Genomic DNA, 17,493 nt, shown 5'->3' on the forward strand with positions numbered 1-17,493 from the left:
TTCACTGGGCGCCCTCCTGGGTGCGTTCCTGCCAGCGGTAGCCGCGCGGGGTCACCATGCGCCCCGCGATGATCCGGGTGGCCGTATTGCCCACAGTGACGACCGTCATCATGTCGACCCACGCCGGATCCAGTTCGGCGAGGGTCGTGACCCGGCTCGACTCGTCCGGCCGGGACGCGTTGCGCACGACACCCACCGGCGTCGTCGGTGCCCGGTGCTCGGCGAGGATCGCGAGCGCCTTCGGCAGCTGCCAGTCGCGGCCCCGGGAGCGCGGGTTGTAGAACGTGACGACGATGTCCGCCTCGGCTGCCGCCCGCACCCGCCGCTCGATGACCTCCCACGGCGTGTGCAGGTCGGACAGGCTGATGGACACGTGGTCGTGGCCCAGCGGCGCGCCCAGGACCGCCCCGGCGGCCAGTGCGGCCGTCACCCCGGGCACCCCGACCACGTCGATGTCGTCCGAGGCCTCGGCGAGCGCCGGCGACGCCATGGCGTACACGCCCGCGTCCCCGCTGCCGATCAGCGCGACCGCATGCCCCTCGCGGGCCTGAGCGACCGCCGTACGCGCCCGCTCCTCCTCGGCGCCGAGCCCCGACTCCAGCACCCGGGTGCCGGGCCGCAGCAGGTCTCGGATCTGGTCCACGTACTGGTCCAGTCCGACCAGCACCGAGGCCCGGCGCAGCTCGGCCGCCGCGCGCGGGGTCAGCAGGTCCCGGGCGCCGGGTCCGAGCCCGACCACCGCGAGCCGCCCGCGCCCCGGACGCCGTACGACGGCACAGGTCGCCATCGCGGGCTGCCCGTCCTCCCGCACGGACTTCCGCTTGGGGACGAGGAGTTCACCACCGCGCACCAGAGCCGCCGCCTCGGCGACCGACGGGGTGCCGACGGCCGCGAGCGGCGCGTTCGACGGATGGGGCACCTCGACGGCGGCCAGCTCCTCGGCGGAGTACGTCACCAGCGGCACCCCCAGCCGCTCGGCGGCGGCCACGATGCCCGGCTCCTCCGCCTTGGCGTCCACGGTGGCGAGTTCGGCCACGGACTTCGGCGAGAGCCCCGCCTCCCGCAGCGCCGCCTCGACCAGCCCCAGCACCTCCGCCAGCGGCGCCCCCTTGGACGCGCCGACCCCGACCACCAGCGACGGCGGCCTGAGCAGCACCTCGCGCTCGCCGGGCTCGACGGCCCGATCGGTGAGCCGGATCGTGTACGCGCCCTGCGCCGAGGTCGGCAGCGGCGGCAGCGGCCACGCCAACTCGGCCTCGAGCGCGACCGGTTCACCGTCCAGCAGGGCCCGGGACACGACCGCGACCGCGCCCTCGTACGGCAGCCCCAGCGTGTCCAGGCCCGCCAGCCCCACCGAGTCCGTCGCGGTCGTCACCACCGGCTCGGCGCCGAGCAACTCGCCCACCTCGCACGCGAGTTCATTGGCGCCGCCGCCGTGCCCGCCGACCAGCGACACCGCGAACCGGCCGCCCTCGTCCACGCACACCACACCCGGGTCGGCCGCCTTGTCGCCGAGCAGTGGCGCGAGCAGCCGTACCACCGCGCCCGTCGCCAGGAAGCACACCAGCTGCTCGCACTCGGCGAACGCGGCCCGCACCGCCTCTTTGACGGGACCCTCGTACACCCGCGTCCGGTCCGGCCAGGCCGCGGCCAGCCGGTCCCGTGCCGCGGCTCCCGCCGCGGTGGCGGAAATCAGGCCGATCACTGGAGAACTCCTTCACTAGGCACCGGGGTTCTGACACCCCACAGCAGAAACACAGGATTGGTCGCCGCGAGCCGGGTCACGTCCCCGGGGAGGGGCGCCAGGCGCGAGGACTGCAGCAGCACCCCGTCGCAGGTGAACCCGGCGGCCGTGAGCGCCTCGCGAGCCGCCGGCACCCGGTCGAGGGCGGCCATGGCGACGACGACCGTACGCCGGGCCCGCCGCGCGCACGCGCTCACGACGGCGGGCAGTTCACGCCCTGCGCCGCCGACGAACACGGCGTCGGGATCGCCGGCGAGCCCGGCCAGGACCTCCGGTGCCGAGCCGTGCACCACGTCCACGTCCACACCGTGCGCATGCGCGTTGGCGCGGATCCGCTCCACCCCGTCCGCCGCCTTCTCCACCGCGACGACGGCCGCGCCGAGCCGCGCGCACTCGACGGCCACGGAGCCGGAACCCGCGCCCACGTCCCACACCAGGTCGCCGAGGCCCGGCCCCAGCCGGGCCAGGGCGAGCGCCCGTACCTCGAACTTGGTGATCATCGAGTCGCGGTGCGCGAACTCGCCCTCGTCCAGGGCCCACCGGGAAGGCCGCGCAGGAACTCCGGCGACCGTACGCACCGGCCCGAGCGCCCGCGTCTCGTCCAGGCACAGCACCACGCTCACCGCGGTTCCCCAGTCACGGGCGGCGGCCTCGGCGGGCGTGACCCGTTCGACGCGCTCCTGCGCGGAGCCGAGGGCGGAGGCGACGACGAGGACACGCCCCGGCACACCCGGGTCGGGCAGCAGCGCCGCGCCCAGTTCCGCCGGCCCCGCGCCCGGCCCCGTCAGCACGGCCACCTTCGGCCGCGCCCGGCACACGTTGACCGCCGTACGAAGCTCCCGGCCATGCGCGCTGACCACCACGGCGTCGTCCCACGGCAGCCCCACCCGCGCGAACGCGGCGGCGACGGACGAGACCCCGGGCCGCACCTCCAGCCGCCGCGGCCCGAACCGCTCGGCCAGCACCCGCACGATCCCGAAGAACCCTGGGTCACCGGACGCCAGCACCACCACCGGAAGCTCTTTGTCGACATACTCGGCGATCGTGTCCAGGGCGGGCGCCAGCGGCCCGAGCGCGACCCGCTCGGCGCCCTCCGGCAGCCTTACCGCGTCCAGGTGCCGGCGCCCGCCGACGACGAGGGCGGCCCGGGCGAGGAGATCCTCCGGAACCGGCACCCCCGTCCCGGTGCCGACGACCGTGATCAACTGCTCGCTCCCCGCTCGCGCAGGGCCCGCCGGGCCTCCGGGTCGGCCTTGCGGTACCCGTGGAAGTGGCCGGGGTGGTACAGGTGCGAGCGGGTGCCGTGCGCGTCCAGCGCCGGGCCGACCAGGAAGAGCGTGTGCTTCCAGAGCCTGTGCTCCTTGACCGTCTCCTCCAGCGTGCCGACCGTGCACTTCACCACCAGCTCCTCCGGCCAGGTCGCCTGGTAGGCGACGACCACCGGGGTGTCCGTGGGGTAGCCGCCCTCCAGCAGCTCGCGCACCAGCTGCCCGCTGCGGGCGGCGGACAGGAAGATCGCCATCGTCGTACCGTGCCGGGCGAACTCCCGCACCTCTTCTCCGGGCGGCATCGGCGTCTTGCCGCCGCCCAGCCGGGTGAGGACGACGGACTGCGCGACCTCGGGGATGGTCAGCTCGCGCCGTGCGAGAGCGGCGACGGCGGAGAAGGCGGACACCCCGGGTACGACCTCGGTCTCGATCCCGATCTCGGCGCACCGGTCCAGCTGCTCCTGCGTGCCGCCCCACAGCGCCGGGTCGCCGGAGTGGATCCGTGCCACCCTCAGACCCTCGGCGTGGGCGCGCCGGTAGACGGCGACGACCTCCTCCAGGGGCATGGTCGCCGAGTCCAGGACCTCCGCGTCCGCACGCGCGTGTTCGAGCACCTCCGCCTGGACCAGGCTCGCCGCCCAGATCACCACGTCCGCCTCCGCGATGGCGCGCGCGGCGCGGAACGTCAGCAGATCGGCGGCGCCGGGGCCGGCGCCGACGAACGTCACCTTGCCGGTGGGGGCATCGGCCATGGGAAGGGTCCTCTCGTACGGAAACACTCATCAAAAGCGGGTGAAATGTCAGGGTCTGGCAGGGTGTGATCGGCCCCGGATGTGCGCGAAGGTGCCTCCATCGGATAGCAAGGGCCTATGGCGGTCTTCGTCGCGCTCGGCGCGTTCCTGATGACGCTGGCCGGCGGCTGGACGGCACAGCGCGTGACCGACCGTCGCCATCTCGTCCTGGGACTGGCCGGCGGCCTGATGCTGGGCGTGGTCGGCCTGGACCTGCTGCCGGAGGCACTGCGCGCCGCCGGCCGCGAGATCTTCGGCGTACCCGCCGCCCTGCTGCTGTTCGTGGCCGGTTTTCTCCTGGCCCACCTGGTGGAACGCACCCTGGCCGCCCGTCAGGCCGCGCACGGCGGCGCCGAAGGCCCGGGCCACCGGGCGCCCGAGGTGGGCCTCGTGGCGGCCGCCGCGATGGTGGGCCACAGCGCGATGGACGGCGTGGCGATCGGCGCGGCCTTCCAGGTGGGCGGCGGCATGGGTGCCGCCGTGGCGCTCGCCGTGATCGCGCACGACTTCGCCGACGGCTTCAACACCTTCACCATCACGAGCCTGTACGGCAACGCCCGCCGCCGGGCGATCGCGATGCTGGTGGCCGACGCCTGCGCACCCCTGCTGGGCGCGCTGTCGACGGTCTTCTTCCACATCCCCGAATCGGTCCTCGGCGGCTACTTGGGCCTGTTCGGCGGCGTCCTGCTCTATCTCGCCGCCGCCGAGATCCTGCCCGAGGCCCACCACGAGCACCCGGCGCGCTCCACCCTGCTGTGCACGGTGGCGGGCGTGGCCTTCGTCTGGCTGGTGGTGGGTCTGTCCGGCGGCTGAGCCGTCCGGCCGGCGGCACGCGTCCAGGCGGGCCGGCCGGCTCGTTCGCCTCACAGCTTCCCGCCCCGTCCGCCGTCCCGCCGCGGGGGCGCGATCAGCGTCGACAGATACGGCAGCGGCGTCCCGTCCAGCTCGGCGGCCGGCCGCACCGACTCCTCCGGCAGCCCCAGCGCCGAACCCCATACGGCATCGACCAGCCGCCCGGTCTTGGCGAGCGCCTCGGCGACCTCGGCGGCCTGCCGCCCGAACTTGTACGCGACGACGGTCCCCGGCCCGGCCAGCGCCTCCTTGAGCACGGCGGACCCGGCGGTCACCGGCACCAGCGTCAGCGGCTCGGTGCCCTCGGTCAGCACGGCACCGGACCGGGCCGCCAGATCCTGCATGGCGGTGATCCCGGGCACGGTCTCCACGACGACACCGGGCACCAGCCCGGCGATCGTCTGCGCGAGATACGTGAACGTCGAGTACACATTGGGATCGCCGATGGTGGCGAAGGCGACCGACCCGTGCCGCTCCAGCAGCCCGGCGACCGCGGCACCCGCCGCGTCCCAGGCGGCCTCCCGCCGCGCCCGGTCGGTCCGCTCGTTCAGTGCGAACACCACCCGGACGACCTTGTCCTCGGGCACGTAGTGCAACACGGTCGCCTCGGCCCGGCCCCGCTCCCCGGTGTCCATGACGGGTACGACGACCACATCGGCGGCCCGCAGGGCGTTGACCCCCTTGACGGTCACCAGCTCCGGATCACCGGGACCGACCCCGACTCCGACCAGCCTGCTGCTCATGACGTCCGGCACCTCTCCACGAACCGACGGGCGACACCGGGCTCGGACGCCCAGTGCGTGTGCAGATAACTCGCGTGCACGCCCTGCTGTACGAAACCTTCGACCCGCCGGACGGGCGCCCGCACACCCCACGCCGGAGCGGCCCCGGCGCCGGGCTCGACGACGGTCCGATGGAACTCATGCCCCCGCATCCGCGTCCCCGCGGCGGCCAGCACACTGTCCCCGACGGCCACGGCGTCCCGGTAGCCGAGCGTCAGCCGTTCCGTCATCCGCGCGGTGGCGTCCAGCACGCCGCACATCGGCTGTCCGTCCAGCTCCCGGCACAGATAGAGCAGTCCTGCGCACTCGGCGGCGACGGGAGCACCGCGCTCCGCGAGTTCGGCCACGGCTTTCCTGAGCGGTTCGTTGGCGGACAGCTCACCGGCGTACACCTCGGGGAAGCCGCCGCCGATGACCAACCCGGAGGTTCCTTCGGGCAGTTGCTCGTCGTGGAGCGGATCGAAGGTGACCACCTCGGCGCCGGCGGCGGTGAGGAGTTCGGTGTGCTCGGCGTAGGAGAAGGTGAAGGCGGACCCACCGGCTACGGCGACACGCGGCGTCGACTTCTCAGCCGACAGTTTCGGGTGGTGGGTGGGCGAGGCGGGGGTCCAGGGGGCGGAGCCCCCTGGTACGGCACCCGCAGTGCGGGCAAGTGCTTCCAGGGCGCCCAGGTCACACCCCTGAGCCACCTGCGCAGCCATGGCCGCCACCGCCTCGACCGCCGCAGCCCGCCGCTCGGCGACCGGCACCAGTCCAAGATGCCGCGAGGGTGTGTCCACCCGGGCCACCCGCCGCAGCACTCCCAGAACCGGTATCCCCGCCGAATCCAGCGCCTCCCGCAGCAGTTCCTCGTGCCGGTCGGAACCCACCTTGTTCAAGATCACGCCCCCGACCCGCACCTCGGGATCCCAGGAAGCGAAACCGTGCACCAGTGCGGCGACGGACCGGGACTGCGACGACGCGTCGACCACCAGCACCACCGGAGCGCCCAGCAGCTTGGCGACGTGCGCGGTGGACGCGAGTTCACCCTCGCCCGCCGCCCCGTCGTACAGCCCCATCACGCCTTCGACGACGGCGATGTCACACCCCCGCGCCCCGTGCAGGAACAGCGGAGCGACCAGCTCCGGCCCGCACAGGTACGCGTCCAGGTTGCGCCCCACCCGCCCGGTCGCGAGCGCGTGGTACCCGGGGTCGATGTAGTCCGGCCCGACCTTGTGCGGGGACACGGCGAGCCCCCGCGCGGCGAACGCGGCCATCAGCCCCGTGGCGACGGTGGTCTTGCCGCTGCCCGAGGAGGGCGCGGCGATGACCAGCCGAGGCACCGACGACGTCACCACTCGATGCCCTTCTGGCCCTTCTGCCCCACGTCCATGGGGTGCTTGACCTTGGACATGTCGGTGACGAGGTCGGCGAGGTCCACCAGCTTGTCCGGCGCGTTCCGCCCGGTGATCACCACATGCTGCGTACCGGGCCGGTTCCGCAGCACGTCCACGACCTCATCGGTGTCCACCCACCCCCAGTGCATGGGGTAGGCGAACTCGTCCAGCACGTACAGCCGGTACGTCTCGGCGGCCAGGTCCCGCTTGACCTGCTCCCAGCCCTCCCGGGCCTTCTCCTCGTTGTCCATCTGGGCGTCGCGCTGCACCCAGGACCAGCCCTCGCCCATCTTGTGCCAGTCGACGGTGCCGCCCTCGCCGGAGGCGCCGAGTACCCGGAGCGCGTTCTCCTCGCCGACCTTCCACTTCGCCGACTTGACGAACTGGAACACCCCGATCGGCCACCCCTGGTTCCAGGCGCGCAGCGCGAGCCCGAACGCGGCGGTGGACTTGCCCTTGCCGACACCGGTGTGCACGACGACCAGCGGACGGTTGCGTCGCTGGCGGGTCGTCAGACCGTCATCGGGTACGACACTCGGCTGTCCCTGCGGCATTACGCGGCCCTCCTCGACATCCCCTGCACATCCCTGACCAGCCCGGCGATCGAGTCGGCCCGCAGCTCGTCCAGCGTGACGGCCGTACCGCCCAGCTCACCGGCGAGCTGCCCGGCGAGCCCGAGCCGCACCGGCCCCGACTCGCAGTCCACGACCACCGACGCGACCCCCTCGGCCGCGAACAACCGAGCCGCACGCCCGGCCAGCGCGACCGGCTCGGGGCCACCCGTGGCACGCCCGTCCGTCACGACCACCATCAGCGCCCGCCGCGCCGGATCCCGCAGCCGCTCCACGCGCAGCACCTCGTGCGCCTTGAGCAGCCCGGCCGCGAGCGGCGTACGGCCACCGGTCGGCAGCGACTCCAGCCGGGCCGCCGCCGCGTCCACGGACGAGGTCGGCGGCAGCGCGACCTCCGCGGCCGACCCCCGGAAGGTCACCAGCCCCACCTTGTCCCGCCGCTGATAGGCGTCCAGCAGCAGCGACAGCACGGCACCCTTCACGGCGCTCATCCGTTGCCGCGCCGCCATGGACCCGGAGGCGTCCACGACGAACAGCACGAGGTTCCCCTCGCGTCCCTCCCGGGTCGCCTGCCGCAGATCGTCCCGGCGGATCACCAGCCCCGGCCCCGACCGGCCGCGCGCCCGCTGGTGCGGGGCAGCGGCCTGCACGGTGGCGGCCAGATGCAGCCTGGTCAGCGCACCCTGGGGCCGCCGGGCCCCGGTCGTCCGCCCGTGCTCGGTGCGCGCCCGAGACCGCCGCCCGGCCGCACCCTCGCCGAGCCCGGGCACGCTCAGCACCTTGGTCCGGAACGGTTCGGCGGCCCGTACGGCCGACTGTTCCTGAGCGCCGGACGCCTGCGGTTCCCCGCCCTCACCGGCCTCGGGCCGCGCGGCGGTGTCCCCGCCGCCCTGGGGGCCGCTGTCGGGCGCCGGCTGCCCACCGCCGCCTCCGGGCCCGTCGGGATCGGGATCGTCGTCGCTCTCGCTCTCGCCGGAGAACTGCTCCAGCGTCTCGTCCAGCTTGTCCTCGTCCAGACCGGGAGCGTCGAACGGATTCCGCCTGCGCCGGTGCGGCAGCGCCAGCAGCGCGGCCTGCCGTACGTCCTCGGCGAGCACGTCCGTCCGCCCCGCCCATGCGGCCAGGGCGGTCGCCGTGCGCGCCATCACGATGTCGGCGCGCATGCCGTCCACCTCGAAGGCCGCACAGGTCGCCGCGATCTGCCGCAGCGCACCGTCGCCCAGCCGCACCTGCGGCAGCAACTCCCGTGCGGCCACGATCCGTTGCCGTACGGCGGCCTCCTCCTCGGCCCACCGCACGGCGAAGGCGGCCGGATCGTCGTCGTACGCCAGCCGGCGCCGCACCACCTCGACCCGCTGGTCCGGCTCCCGCGAGGCCGCGACCTCCACGGTCAGCCCGAAGCGGTCCAGCAACTGCGGCCGCAGCTCGCCTTCTTCGGGGTTCATCGTGCCGACGAGCAGGAAGCGCGCCGCGTGCCGCACGGAGACACCCTCGCGCTCGACGTACGAGGCACCCATGGCCGCCGCGTCCAGCAGCAGGTCGACCAGGTGGTCGTGGAGCAGGTTGACCTCGTCGACGTACAGGATCCCGCGGTGCGCGTCGGCCAGCAGACCCGGCTCGAAGGCCTTCACGCCCTCGGCGAGGGCCCGCTCGATGTCCAGGGCACCGACCAGCCGGTCCTCGGAGGCGCCGACGGGCAGCTCGACCATCCGCGCGGCCCTGTGCGCACCCGGCCCCTGCTCGTGCGGGCCGTCCGGGCACGACGGGTCCGGTGCCGCCGGGTCACAGGAGAAGCGGCAGCCCGGGACCACGGCCACCTCCGGCAGCAGCGCCGAAAGGGCACGTACGGCCGTCGACTTGGCGGTGCCCTTCTCGCCGCGCACCAGCACGCCACCGACCGCCGGTGAGACGGCGTTCAGCAGCAGCGCGAGCCGCAGATCGTCCTGGCCGACCACGGCCGTAAAAGGGAAGGGGGTTGTCACTGGTCGTCGCCCTCCAAGTCGCCTTCCAGCTCCAGGTAGGTGGCGCGCAGCCGCTCCAGCGTGTCCGCGTCCGGCTCGGCCCACAGGCCCCGGTCCGCCGCCTCCAGCAGGCGCTCGGTGATGCCGCGCAGCGCCCACGGGTTGGACGCCTTCATGAAGTCCCGGTTCTCCGGGTCGAAGACGTACTCCGCGCTCAACTTCTCGTACATCCAGTCGTCGACCACGCCCGCCGTGGCGTCGTACCCGAACAGGTAGTCCACGGTCGCCGCCATCTCGAAGGCGCCCTTGTAGCCGTGCCGGCGCATGGCCGCCATCCAGCGCGGGTTGACCACTCGCGCCCGGAAGACACGGTGCGTCTCCTCGCCCAGCGTGCGGGTCTTCACCTGGTCCGGCACCGCCGAATCACCCACGTACGCCTCGGGGTTGGCGCCGGTCAGGTGCCGCACCATGGCGACCATGCCGCCGTGGTACTGGAAGTAGTCGTCGGCGTCGACCAGGTCGTGCTCCCGGGTGTCGACGTTCTTCGCCGCAACGGCGATGCGCTTGAACGCCGTCTCCATGTCGCCGCGCGCCGCCCGCCCGTCCAGCCCGCGCCCGTACGCGTAACCGCCCCAGACCGCGTACACCTCGGCCAGATCCGCGTCGCTGCGCCAGTTCCGGGCGTCGATCAACGGCAGCAGCCCGGCGCCGTACGCCCCCGGCTTGGAGCCGAAGACACGGGCCGTCGCGCGCCGCCGGTCACCGTGCACGGCGGTGTCCTCGTCGGCGTGCGCCTTCACGAAGTTGCTCTCGGCCGGCTCGTCCAGCTCCGCCACCGCCCGCACCGCGTCGTCGATCAGCCCGACCACATGCGGGAACGCGTCCCGGAAGAACCCGGAAATACGGACCGTGACGTCGATGCGCGGCCGGCCCAGCTCCTGCAGCGGGACCACCTCGAAGCCCGTGACCCGGCGCGAGGCGTCGTCCCACACCGGACGGCAGCCCAGCAGCGCCAGGATCTCGGCGATGTCGTCGCCCTGGGTGCGCATCGCCGACGTGCCCCACACCGTGAGGCCGACGGACTTCGGGTACTCGCCCGTGTCCTGCAGATACCTCTGCACCAGGGAGTCGGCGAGCGACTGGCCGACCTCCCAGCTCAGCCGGGAGGGAATGGCCTTGGGGTCCACCGAGTAGAAGTTCCGGCCGGTCGGCAGCACGTTGACCAGACCGCGGGTCGGGGAGCCGGACGGGCCGGCCGGGACGTAACCGCCGTCCAGGGCCCGCAGGATGTGCCCGATCTCGTCGGTGGTGCGGGCGAGCCGCGGTACGACCTCGTCGCAGGCGAACTCCAACACCGCGACCGCATCCGGGAGTTCGGTGCCGAGCGCGTCACCGAGCACGGCGGGCACGGCCGTGCGGTCCCAGGCCCGCTCCTCCATGCCCTCCGCGATCCGCCGGCACAGCTGCTCCAGCAGGTCGATCGCGTCGGAGGCGGTACGAGCCGGCCCGTCCACCAGGTCGGTCAGCTCTACAGGCACCTTCACCGGAGCACCGGGTTCGGCCAGCAGCTCCTTCTCGACGAGCCCGAAATGGGTGGCCAGACACGCACGCAGACCCGGCAGGGCGTTGGCCTGCCCGCCCCACACCTGGGACGCCCGCAGCACCGCCAGCACCAGGTTCACCCGCGGCTCACCGACCGGGCCCCCGCCCAGGATGTGCAGGCCGTCGCGGATCTGCACGTCCTTGATCTCGCACAGATAGCCGTCGATGTGCATGACGAACTCGTCGAACGCGTCGTCGTCCGGCTGTTCGTCCACGTGCAGGTCGTGGTGCAGCTCGGCCGCCTTGACCAGCGTCCAGATCTGCGCGCGGACCGCCGGGGCCTTCGTCGGGTCCAGGTCGGAGACCAGCGCGTACTCGTCCAGCAGCTGCTCCAGCTTGGCCAGGTCGCCGTAGGTGTCGGCGCGCGCCATCGGCGGCACCAGGTGGTCGACCACCGTGGCGTGCCCGCGCCGCTTGGCCTGGGTGCCCTCACCGGGGTCGTTGACGATGAACGGGTAGATCAGAGGCAGATCGCCGAGGACGGCGTCCGGCGCGCAACCGCGCGACAGCCCCAGCCCCTTGCCCGGCAGCCACTCCATCGTGCCGTGCTTGCCCATGTGCACGATCGCGTCGGCGCCGAAGCTGTTCTCCAGCCAGCGGTAGGCCGCCATGTAGTGGTGCGAGGGCGGCATGTCGGGGTCGTGGTAGATCGCGATCGGGTTCTCGCCGAATCCGCGCGGCGGCTGGATCATGACCACGACGTTCCCGAACTGCAGGGAGGCCAGCACGATGTCGTCGCCGTCGACGTACAGGCTGCCCGGCGGCTCGCCCCACGCCTCCACCATGGCTTCCCTGAGCTGCGGGTCCAGCTTCTCGAACCACGCCCGGTAGTCGGCCAGCGGGACCCGCGCGGGCGCCGCCGCCAGCTGCTCCTCGGTGAGCCATTCGACGTCGTGGCCGCCGGCCTCGATCAACCGGTGGATCAACTCGTCGCCGCCGGAGGGGTATGCGGTGAGCCCGTATCCGGCGTCCCGGAGCGCGTCCAGCACCCGCACCGCCGACGCGGGCGTGTCCAGACCGACCGCGTTGCCGACCCGGGAGTGCTTGGTCGGGTACGCGGTGAAGACCAGCGCGATCTTCTTCTCCGCGTTCGGCTTGTGCTTCAACCGCGCGTGCCGCAGGGCGATCCCGGCCACCCGCGCGGACCGCTCCGGGTCGGCCACGTACACCGGGACCTCGTCCGGACCCTGCTCCTTGAAGGAGAACGGCACGGTGATCAGCCGGCCGTCGAACTCCGGGATCGCGACCTGCATCGCCGCGTCCATGGGGGAGAGGGCGGCGTCCGACTCCTCCCATGCGGAGCGCGACGAGGTGAGGCAGAGGCCCTGGAGCACCGGGATGTCCAGGTCCGCGAGCGCGCCGATGTCCCAGGACTCCTCGTCGCCGCCCGCCGAGGCCTGCGAGGCGTGGGTGCCGCCGGCCGCGAGCACGGTCGCGATCAGCGCGTCGGCCCGCCCCAGCAGCTCGTACAGCCCGGCGTCCGCGCCGCGCAGCGAACCACAGTAGACGGGGAGGGCGTTCGCGCCCTGCGCCTCGATCGCCTCGCACAGGGTGTCCACGAAGGCGGTGTTGCCGCTGAGCTCGTGCGCCCGGTAGAAGAGCACACCCACGGTCGGACGGCCGCTGTGGATCTCGTAGGAGCCGTGGACGCCGTACTCCGGCATTCTGCGCGGCTCCTCGAAGCCCTCACCGGTCAGCAGCACGGTGTCCGAGAGGAACCGGGACAGCTCCAGCAGGTTCGCGGGCCCGCCCTCGACCAGGTACTTCAGCGCCTCCGCCACCACACCGGCCGGCACCGACGACTCGGCCATCAACTCGGCGTCCGGTACGGCCTCGCCGCCCAGCAGCACGGTCGGTACGCCGGACGCCCGCAGCACGGCCAGCCCCTCCTCCCAGGCGCGCTTGCCACCCAGCAGCCGTACGACGGCGAGGTCCGCGCCCTGGACGAGGCCCGGGAGTTCACCGGCGACGTCCACCCGCGTCGGGTTGCCGATGCGATAGTCCGCGCCGGAGGCCCGGGCCGCCAGCAGATCCGTGTCGGCGGTCGACAACAACAACACTGTGCTCATGCAGGCGCTCCCGGTGGGATGAAAGGCAGTCCTTGCGGCGCGCCCGACTCGATGAGCCGCCACAGCGCGTCCGTGTCCGCGTGCTGTTCGATCAGGTCGCCGAGCCGGTCGAGCTGCTCCTCGCGCAGCGCGGCGAAGGAGGTGTCCGGCGCGGGCACGAAGCGGCGGCCCGCGGCGGCGGCCACCTCGCGCAGAAAGGCGCGGCGGAAGCCGTCCGACTCCAGCGAGCCGTGCCAGTGCGTGCCCCAGGTCTGGCCGGCCCGGCAGCCGTCCAGGAAGGGATCGCCGCCGTCGATCGTGGCGACCCCGTGGTGGATCTCGTACCCCTCGACCCGCTCGCCGAGGGCCTCGCCGGTCGGCCGGGTCAGGGTCTTCTCGCGGGCGAACCGCACCCGTACGGGCAGCACACCGAGCCCGGGGACCTCGCCGGCCCGCGACTCGACCTCGTCCTCGATGCGCTCGCCGAGGATCTGGAAGCCGCCGCAGATGCCGAGGACGGGCCGCTGCTCGGCGGCCCGCCGCACCAGGGCGTCCGCGAGGCCCCGCTCCCGCAGCCACTCCAGCGCCCGGACCGTGCCCCGGGTCCCCGGAACCACGACCAGGTCCGCGTCCGCCAGCTCCTCCGGACGGTCCACGAACCGCACCACGACCCCCGGTTCGGCGGCGAGCGCGTCCACGTCGGTGAAGTTGGACATCAGCGGGATCGCGCACACGGCGACCCGCAGCACGTCCTCGCCGACGGGCGGGGTCACGGTGGACTCGCGGACCGTGCCCCGCAGCGAGACCGCCATCCCGTCCTCCTCGTCGATGCCGAGCCCGTGCCGGAACGGCAGCACGCCGTACGTACGCCGGGCGGTGAGGCCGTGCAGCATCTCCAGACCTGGCTCCAGCAGGGAGACATCGCCACGGAACTTGTTCACCAGGAACCCGGCGACCAGTTCCTGGTCCTCCGGCGAGAGCAGGGCGACGGTCCCGAAGAAGGAGGCGAAGACACCCCCGCGGTCGATGTCGCCGACGATGAGCACGGGCAGTCGCGCGTGCCGTGCGATCCCCATGTTCACGATGTCCGTCCGCCGCAGATTGATCTCCGCGGGCGAGCCCGCCCCCTCACAGATCACCGCGTCATACGTGCCCCGCAACTCGGCCAGGCAGTCCAGCACCGTGCCGAGGAGCTGCTGCTGCCGCCCGCCGTGGTACCCGCGTGCGCTCAGCTCGCCCACCGGCCTGCCCAGCAGCACCACCTGGCTGCTCTGCTCGCCGCCCGGCTTGAGCAGCACCGGGTTCATCAGCGCGGTCGGCTCGATCCGGCACGCCTGGGCCTGCATGGCCTGTGCCCGCCCGATCTCCGCGCCCTCGCGGGTGACGAAGGAGTTGAGCGACATGTTCTGCGCCTTGAACGGCGCGACCTTCACGCCCTGTCGCACCAGCCATCGGCAGATCCCGGCCGTCACGACGCTCTTTCCGGCGTCGGAGGTGGTGCCGGCGACGAGGAGTCCCCCGTTCACTTCCCACGTCCCTTCAGACCCTTGACGCTCTTGACGAGGAGGCGCGCGGTGACCGTGCTGCCGAGCGCGAGCAGGCCGACGCGGCGGGAGAGCCGTACGGCCCGGTCGATGTCGGTGACCCGAACGGCCCGGCCGGTGTCCCCGTTGAGCACGGGCCGGTGCTCGACGCGGCCGCCGTAGGAGAGCGTTCCGCCCAGGCGGACGCCGAGGGCGCCCGCGAAGGAGGCCTCCACGGGCCCGGCGTTGGGGCTCGGGTGCCGATGGGCGTCGGCCTTCCAGGCGCGCAGGGCACCGCGCGGGTCGGGGCCGGCCGCGGCGGCGAGTACGGCGGTCAGCCGGGCCCCCGGCCAGCCGGCCAGGTCGTCCAGCCGGGCGGAGGCCCAGCCGTAGCGCCGGTAGCGCGGGGACCTGTGACCGACCATCGCGTCCAGGGTGTTGACGGCCCGGAAGCCCAGCAGCCCGGGCACCCCGGCCACGGCCCCCCACACCAGGGCGCCCACGACGGCGTCGGAGGTGTTCTCGGCGACCGACTCGACCACGGCCCGGGCGATCCCGTCGGCGTCCAGCGCCTGTGGGTCCCGGCCGCACAGGTGCGGCAGCCGCGCCCGTGCCGCCTCGACGTCCCCGGACTCCAGGGCGCGCCCGATCGTACGGGCCTCCCGGGCGAGCGAAGTACCGCCTACGACCGCCCAGGTGGCGGCGGCGGTCAGCGCGACGGAGGCGGCGGGGGAGGGGCGTACGGCGCGTGCGGCCAGCGTGCCGAGTGCGACGGCGCCACCGGCGCACACGACGGTGTGCACGGCGCCCCAGCCGCGGTGGTCGTGCCACAACGAGCGGTCCACGGCAGCGGCCGCACGCCCGAACGCGGCGACCGGATGCCCGCGGCGCGGATCGCCGAGGAGCAGGTCACCGAGAAGGCCGGCGGCGGCGCCGTACGCGTAAGTGCGATCGGCACCCATCGGCTCAGCCGGCCGTGGGTACAGGAGTGGGCCTGGTACTGGTCCTTCGGCAGCCGGGCATGGCGATCTGTGTCCTCACTCAGGGTGTCCGCGCCCTGGATCGACGAGATTCGGCGGTGAGAGTTCCTGGCTCCCGGGGGTTCTTCCCCGGTGACAGTGGCGGGACCGCGCCGGATTCGCACCGGCTTCCTCTCCTGCCGCCGTACATGGCCTGGGCAGTCCACCACGCGCCCGGAACGGCCGTCAACTTGCCGTTGACCTGCGCGGGGAGAGTGTGCCGATCCCCACATCGTGGGGCGCCCGTGGGCTGTGCGCATGGCGAAGGCTCCCCTCCGTCAGGGACGGAGGGGAGCCTTCGGATTGCCCGATTCGTGCTGCCCGGTCAGGACTTGGAGACGATGAGGAAGATGCCGTACGACACCGCCGCCGCGCAGGCGGCGAAGCAGAGGTAGGCGCCGGTGACGGCGAGGGCGGCGGAGGTGCCCTGGGCCGCGGCCTTCTCGCGCCGGGCCAGACCGTTGATGCCGAGGGTGAACAGGGCCACCAGGCCCACCGTGAACACGAGGCTGACGCCGAAGACGGAGCCGAGGGCCGACCAGTCGATCTTCATGGGGTTGCTTCCTTGGTTACCGGCGTGGCCGGGGTCAGACGGTGGCGGCCGGCGGGGCGGCCTCGGTCGCGGGCTCAGCGGCGGCCGGGGAGGGGATCGTGGCCGTCAGGTCCTCGGTGATCGTGCCCGCCGGGGGCGGGGTCACCGCGGCGATGGCGGCGGTCACCACGCCGGCCGGCTCCTCGGACACGTCGACGACGTTGGTGTGGTCGACGACCTCGCGGCGGGAGAACTTCCAGATCGCGGCGCTCGAGGCGACCAGGAAGACGGCGACGACGGCGGTGCCCCAGTCACCCAGGTCCGTGACGGACTCGGCGCCCGCGCCGACCAGCGCGGCGGCCGGGAGCGTGAGCACCCAGGCGACGGCCATGCGGGTCGCGGTGGACCAGCGGACCACCCCGCCCTTGCGGCCGAGGCCCGCGCCCATCACCGAGCCGGAGACGACGTGCGTGGTGGAGAGGGAGAAGCCCAGGTGCGAGGAGGCCAGGATGGCGGTCGCGGCGCTGGTCTGGGCGGCGAAGCCCTGGCGCGGCTCCAGGTCGGTCAGGCCCTTGCCCATGGTGCGGATGATCCGCCAGCCGCCGATGTAGGTGCCGAGCGCGATGGCCAGGCCCGCGGAGAGGATGACCCAGGTGGGAGGGTTCGAGCCCGGGGCGATGGCGCCGCCCGCGATCAGCGCGAGGGTGATGATGCCCATCGTCTTCTGGGCGTCGTTGGTGCCGTGGGCGAGGGAGACCAGGCCGGCGGAGGCGATCTGGCCGGCGCGGTAGCCCTTGCGGGTGGCCTCGCCCTCGGCCTTGCCGCCGATTCCGTAGGAGAACCGGGTGGCCAGCATCGAGGCGACGCCCGCCACGAGCGGCGCGGCGACCGCCGGGAGCAGCACCTTAGTGACCAGGACGTCACCGTGCACCGCGCCGAGGCCGGCGGAGGCGATCGTGGCGCCGATCAGACCGCCCATCAGGGCGTGCGAGGAGCTGGAGGGCAGGCCCACCAGCCAGGTCAGCAGGTTCCAGAGGATCGCGCCGACCAGGGCGGCGAAGATGACCTCGGGACGGATGCCGGTCTCGTCGACGAGACCTTTGGAGATCGTGTTGGCGACCTCCACGGAGAGGAAGGCGCCCACCAGATTGAGGGCGGCGGACATGGCCACCGCGATCTTGGGCTTCAGGGCGCCTGTCGAGATGGTGGTCGCCATCGCGTTGGCGGTGTCGTGGAAACCGTTCGTGAAATCGAACGCGAGAGCAGTTACTACCACTATCGCGAGGATCAGCGAGAAGCTTTCCATTTACCCAGGCAATCGTTCGAGGTCATTGGCTGGACGACCGTAGGCAACCTGGGTGAACGGAAGATGAACTGGGGCGGGCGCCAGGGTGTCCGAAGGGGGGGATTGAGGTTCCGCTTG

13 protein-coding genes and 1 riboswitch are annotated in these 17,493 nt (G+C 73.2%); of the genes, 1 reads left to right on the forward strand and 12 read right to left on the reverse strand.

Annotated elements, in window-relative coordinates:
- Position 1 precedes the first annotated feature (1 nt).
- The 3 genes from cobJ to cobM are packed head-to-tail and all read right to left on the reverse strand — an operon-like array spanning position 2 to position 3,764.
- Positions 2-1,705, reverse strand: a complete 1,704-nt coding sequence (cobJ, locus tag ACZ418_RS27940; RefSeq protein ID WP_468368152.1) for a precorrin-3B C(17)-methyltransferase — start codon at positions 1,703-1,705, stop codon at positions 2-4.
- The gene (gene cbiE, locus ACZ418_RS27945; protein WP_468368154.1) at positions 1,702-2,949 is read right to left on the reverse strand and encodes a precorrin-6y C5,15-methyltransferase (decarboxylating) subunit CbiE; all 1,248 of its coding nucleotides are present in this window, start codon (positions 2,947-2,949) and stop codon (positions 1,702-1,704) included. The genes cobJ and cbiE overlap by 4 nt, the downstream gene beginning before the upstream one ends.
- Positions 2,946-3,764 carry a precorrin-4 C(11)-methyltransferase gene (cobM, locus tag ACZ418_RS27950; protein WP_468368156.1) on the reverse strand — a complete coding sequence of 273 codons (819 nt, stop codon included), beginning with the start codon at positions 3,762-3,764 and terminating at the stop codon, positions 2,946-2,948. Before cobM ends, cbiE begins: the two co-directional genes overlap by 4 nt.
- Positions 3,765-3,881: 117 nt before the next feature.
- On the opposite strand from cobM, the gene ACZ418_RS27955 reads away from it, so the two are divergent.
- A complete protein-coding gene (locus ACZ418_RS27955; RefSeq protein WP_468368158.1) occupies positions 3,882-4,616 on the forward strand; it encodes a ZIP family metal transporter in 735 nt (244 codons plus the stop codon).
- 50 nt (positions 4,617-4,666) lie between these two features.
- Here the strand turns inward: ACZ418_RS27955 and cobI are convergent, their stop codons facing one another.
- From cobI to ACZ418_RS28000, 9 genes are all read right to left on the reverse strand, one after another.
- Positions 4,667-5,398 (reverse strand): precorrin-2 C(20)-methyltransferase, encoded by a 732-nt coding sequence (gene cobI, locus ACZ418_RS27960; RefSeq protein WP_468368161.1) that lies wholly within the window; start codon positions 5,396-5,398, stop codon positions 4,667-4,669.
- Positions 5,395-6,771, reverse strand: coding sequence for a cobyrinate a,c-diamide synthase (locus tag ACZ418_RS27965; RefSeq protein ID WP_468368164.1), 1,377 nt, complete (start codon positions 6,769-6,771; stop codon positions 5,395-5,397). Before ACZ418_RS27965 ends, cobI begins: the two co-directional genes overlap by 4 nt.
- On the reverse strand, positions 6,768-7,367 hold the full coding sequence (gene cobO / locus ACZ418_RS27970; protein WP_468368166.1) for a cob(I)yrinic acid a,c-diamide adenosyltransferase: 600 nt from the start codon (positions 7,365-7,367) through the stop codon (positions 6,768-6,770). Before cobO ends, ACZ418_RS27965 begins: the two co-directional genes overlap by 4 nt.
- The gene (locus ACZ418_RS27975) at positions 7,367-9,367 is read right to left on the reverse strand and encodes a putative cobaltochelatase (protein WP_468368169.1); all 2,001 of its coding nucleotides are present in this window, start codon (positions 9,365-9,367) and stop codon (positions 7,367-7,369) included. The genes cobO and ACZ418_RS27975 overlap by 1 nt, the downstream gene beginning before the upstream one ends.
- Positions 9,364-13,017 (reverse strand): cobaltochelatase subunit CobN, encoded by a 3,654-nt coding sequence (gene cobN / locus ACZ418_RS27980; protein WP_468368172.1) that lies wholly within the window; start codon positions 13,015-13,017, stop codon positions 9,364-9,366. The genes ACZ418_RS27975 and cobN overlap by 4 nt, the downstream gene beginning before the upstream one ends.
- Positions 13,014-14,522: a cobyric acid synthase gene (locus ACZ418_RS27985; protein WP_468368174.1), complete on the reverse strand. Its 1,509-nt coding sequence runs from the start codon at positions 14,520-14,522 to the stop codon at positions 13,014-13,016. Before ACZ418_RS27985 ends, cobN begins: the two co-directional genes overlap by 4 nt.
- Positions 14,519-15,481 (reverse strand): cobalamin biosynthesis protein, encoded by a 963-nt coding sequence (locus ACZ418_RS27990; protein WP_468368177.1) that lies wholly within the window; start codon positions 15,479-15,481, stop codon positions 14,519-14,521. The genes ACZ418_RS27985 and ACZ418_RS27990 overlap by 4 nt, the downstream gene beginning before the upstream one ends.
- A gap of 98 nt (positions 15,482-15,579) precedes the next feature.
- A riboswitch (cobalamin riboswitch) is annotated at positions 15,580-15,721 on the reverse strand.
- 142 nt (positions 15,722-15,863) lie between these two features.
- Positions 15,864-16,091, reverse strand: coding sequence for a hypothetical protein (locus tag ACZ418_RS27995; RefSeq protein WP_468368180.1), 228 nt, complete (start codon positions 16,089-16,091; stop codon positions 15,864-15,866).
- Between the two features lie 34 nt (positions 16,092-16,125).
- Positions 16,126-17,376, reverse strand: coding sequence for an inorganic phosphate transporter (locus ACZ418_RS28000; protein ID WP_468368183.1), 1,251 nt, complete (start codon positions 17,374-17,376; stop codon positions 16,126-16,128).
- Between the last annotated feature and the right edge of the window lie 117 nt (positions 17,377-17,493).

This window comes from Streptomyces sp. NPDC030820 (assembly GCF_055572075.1).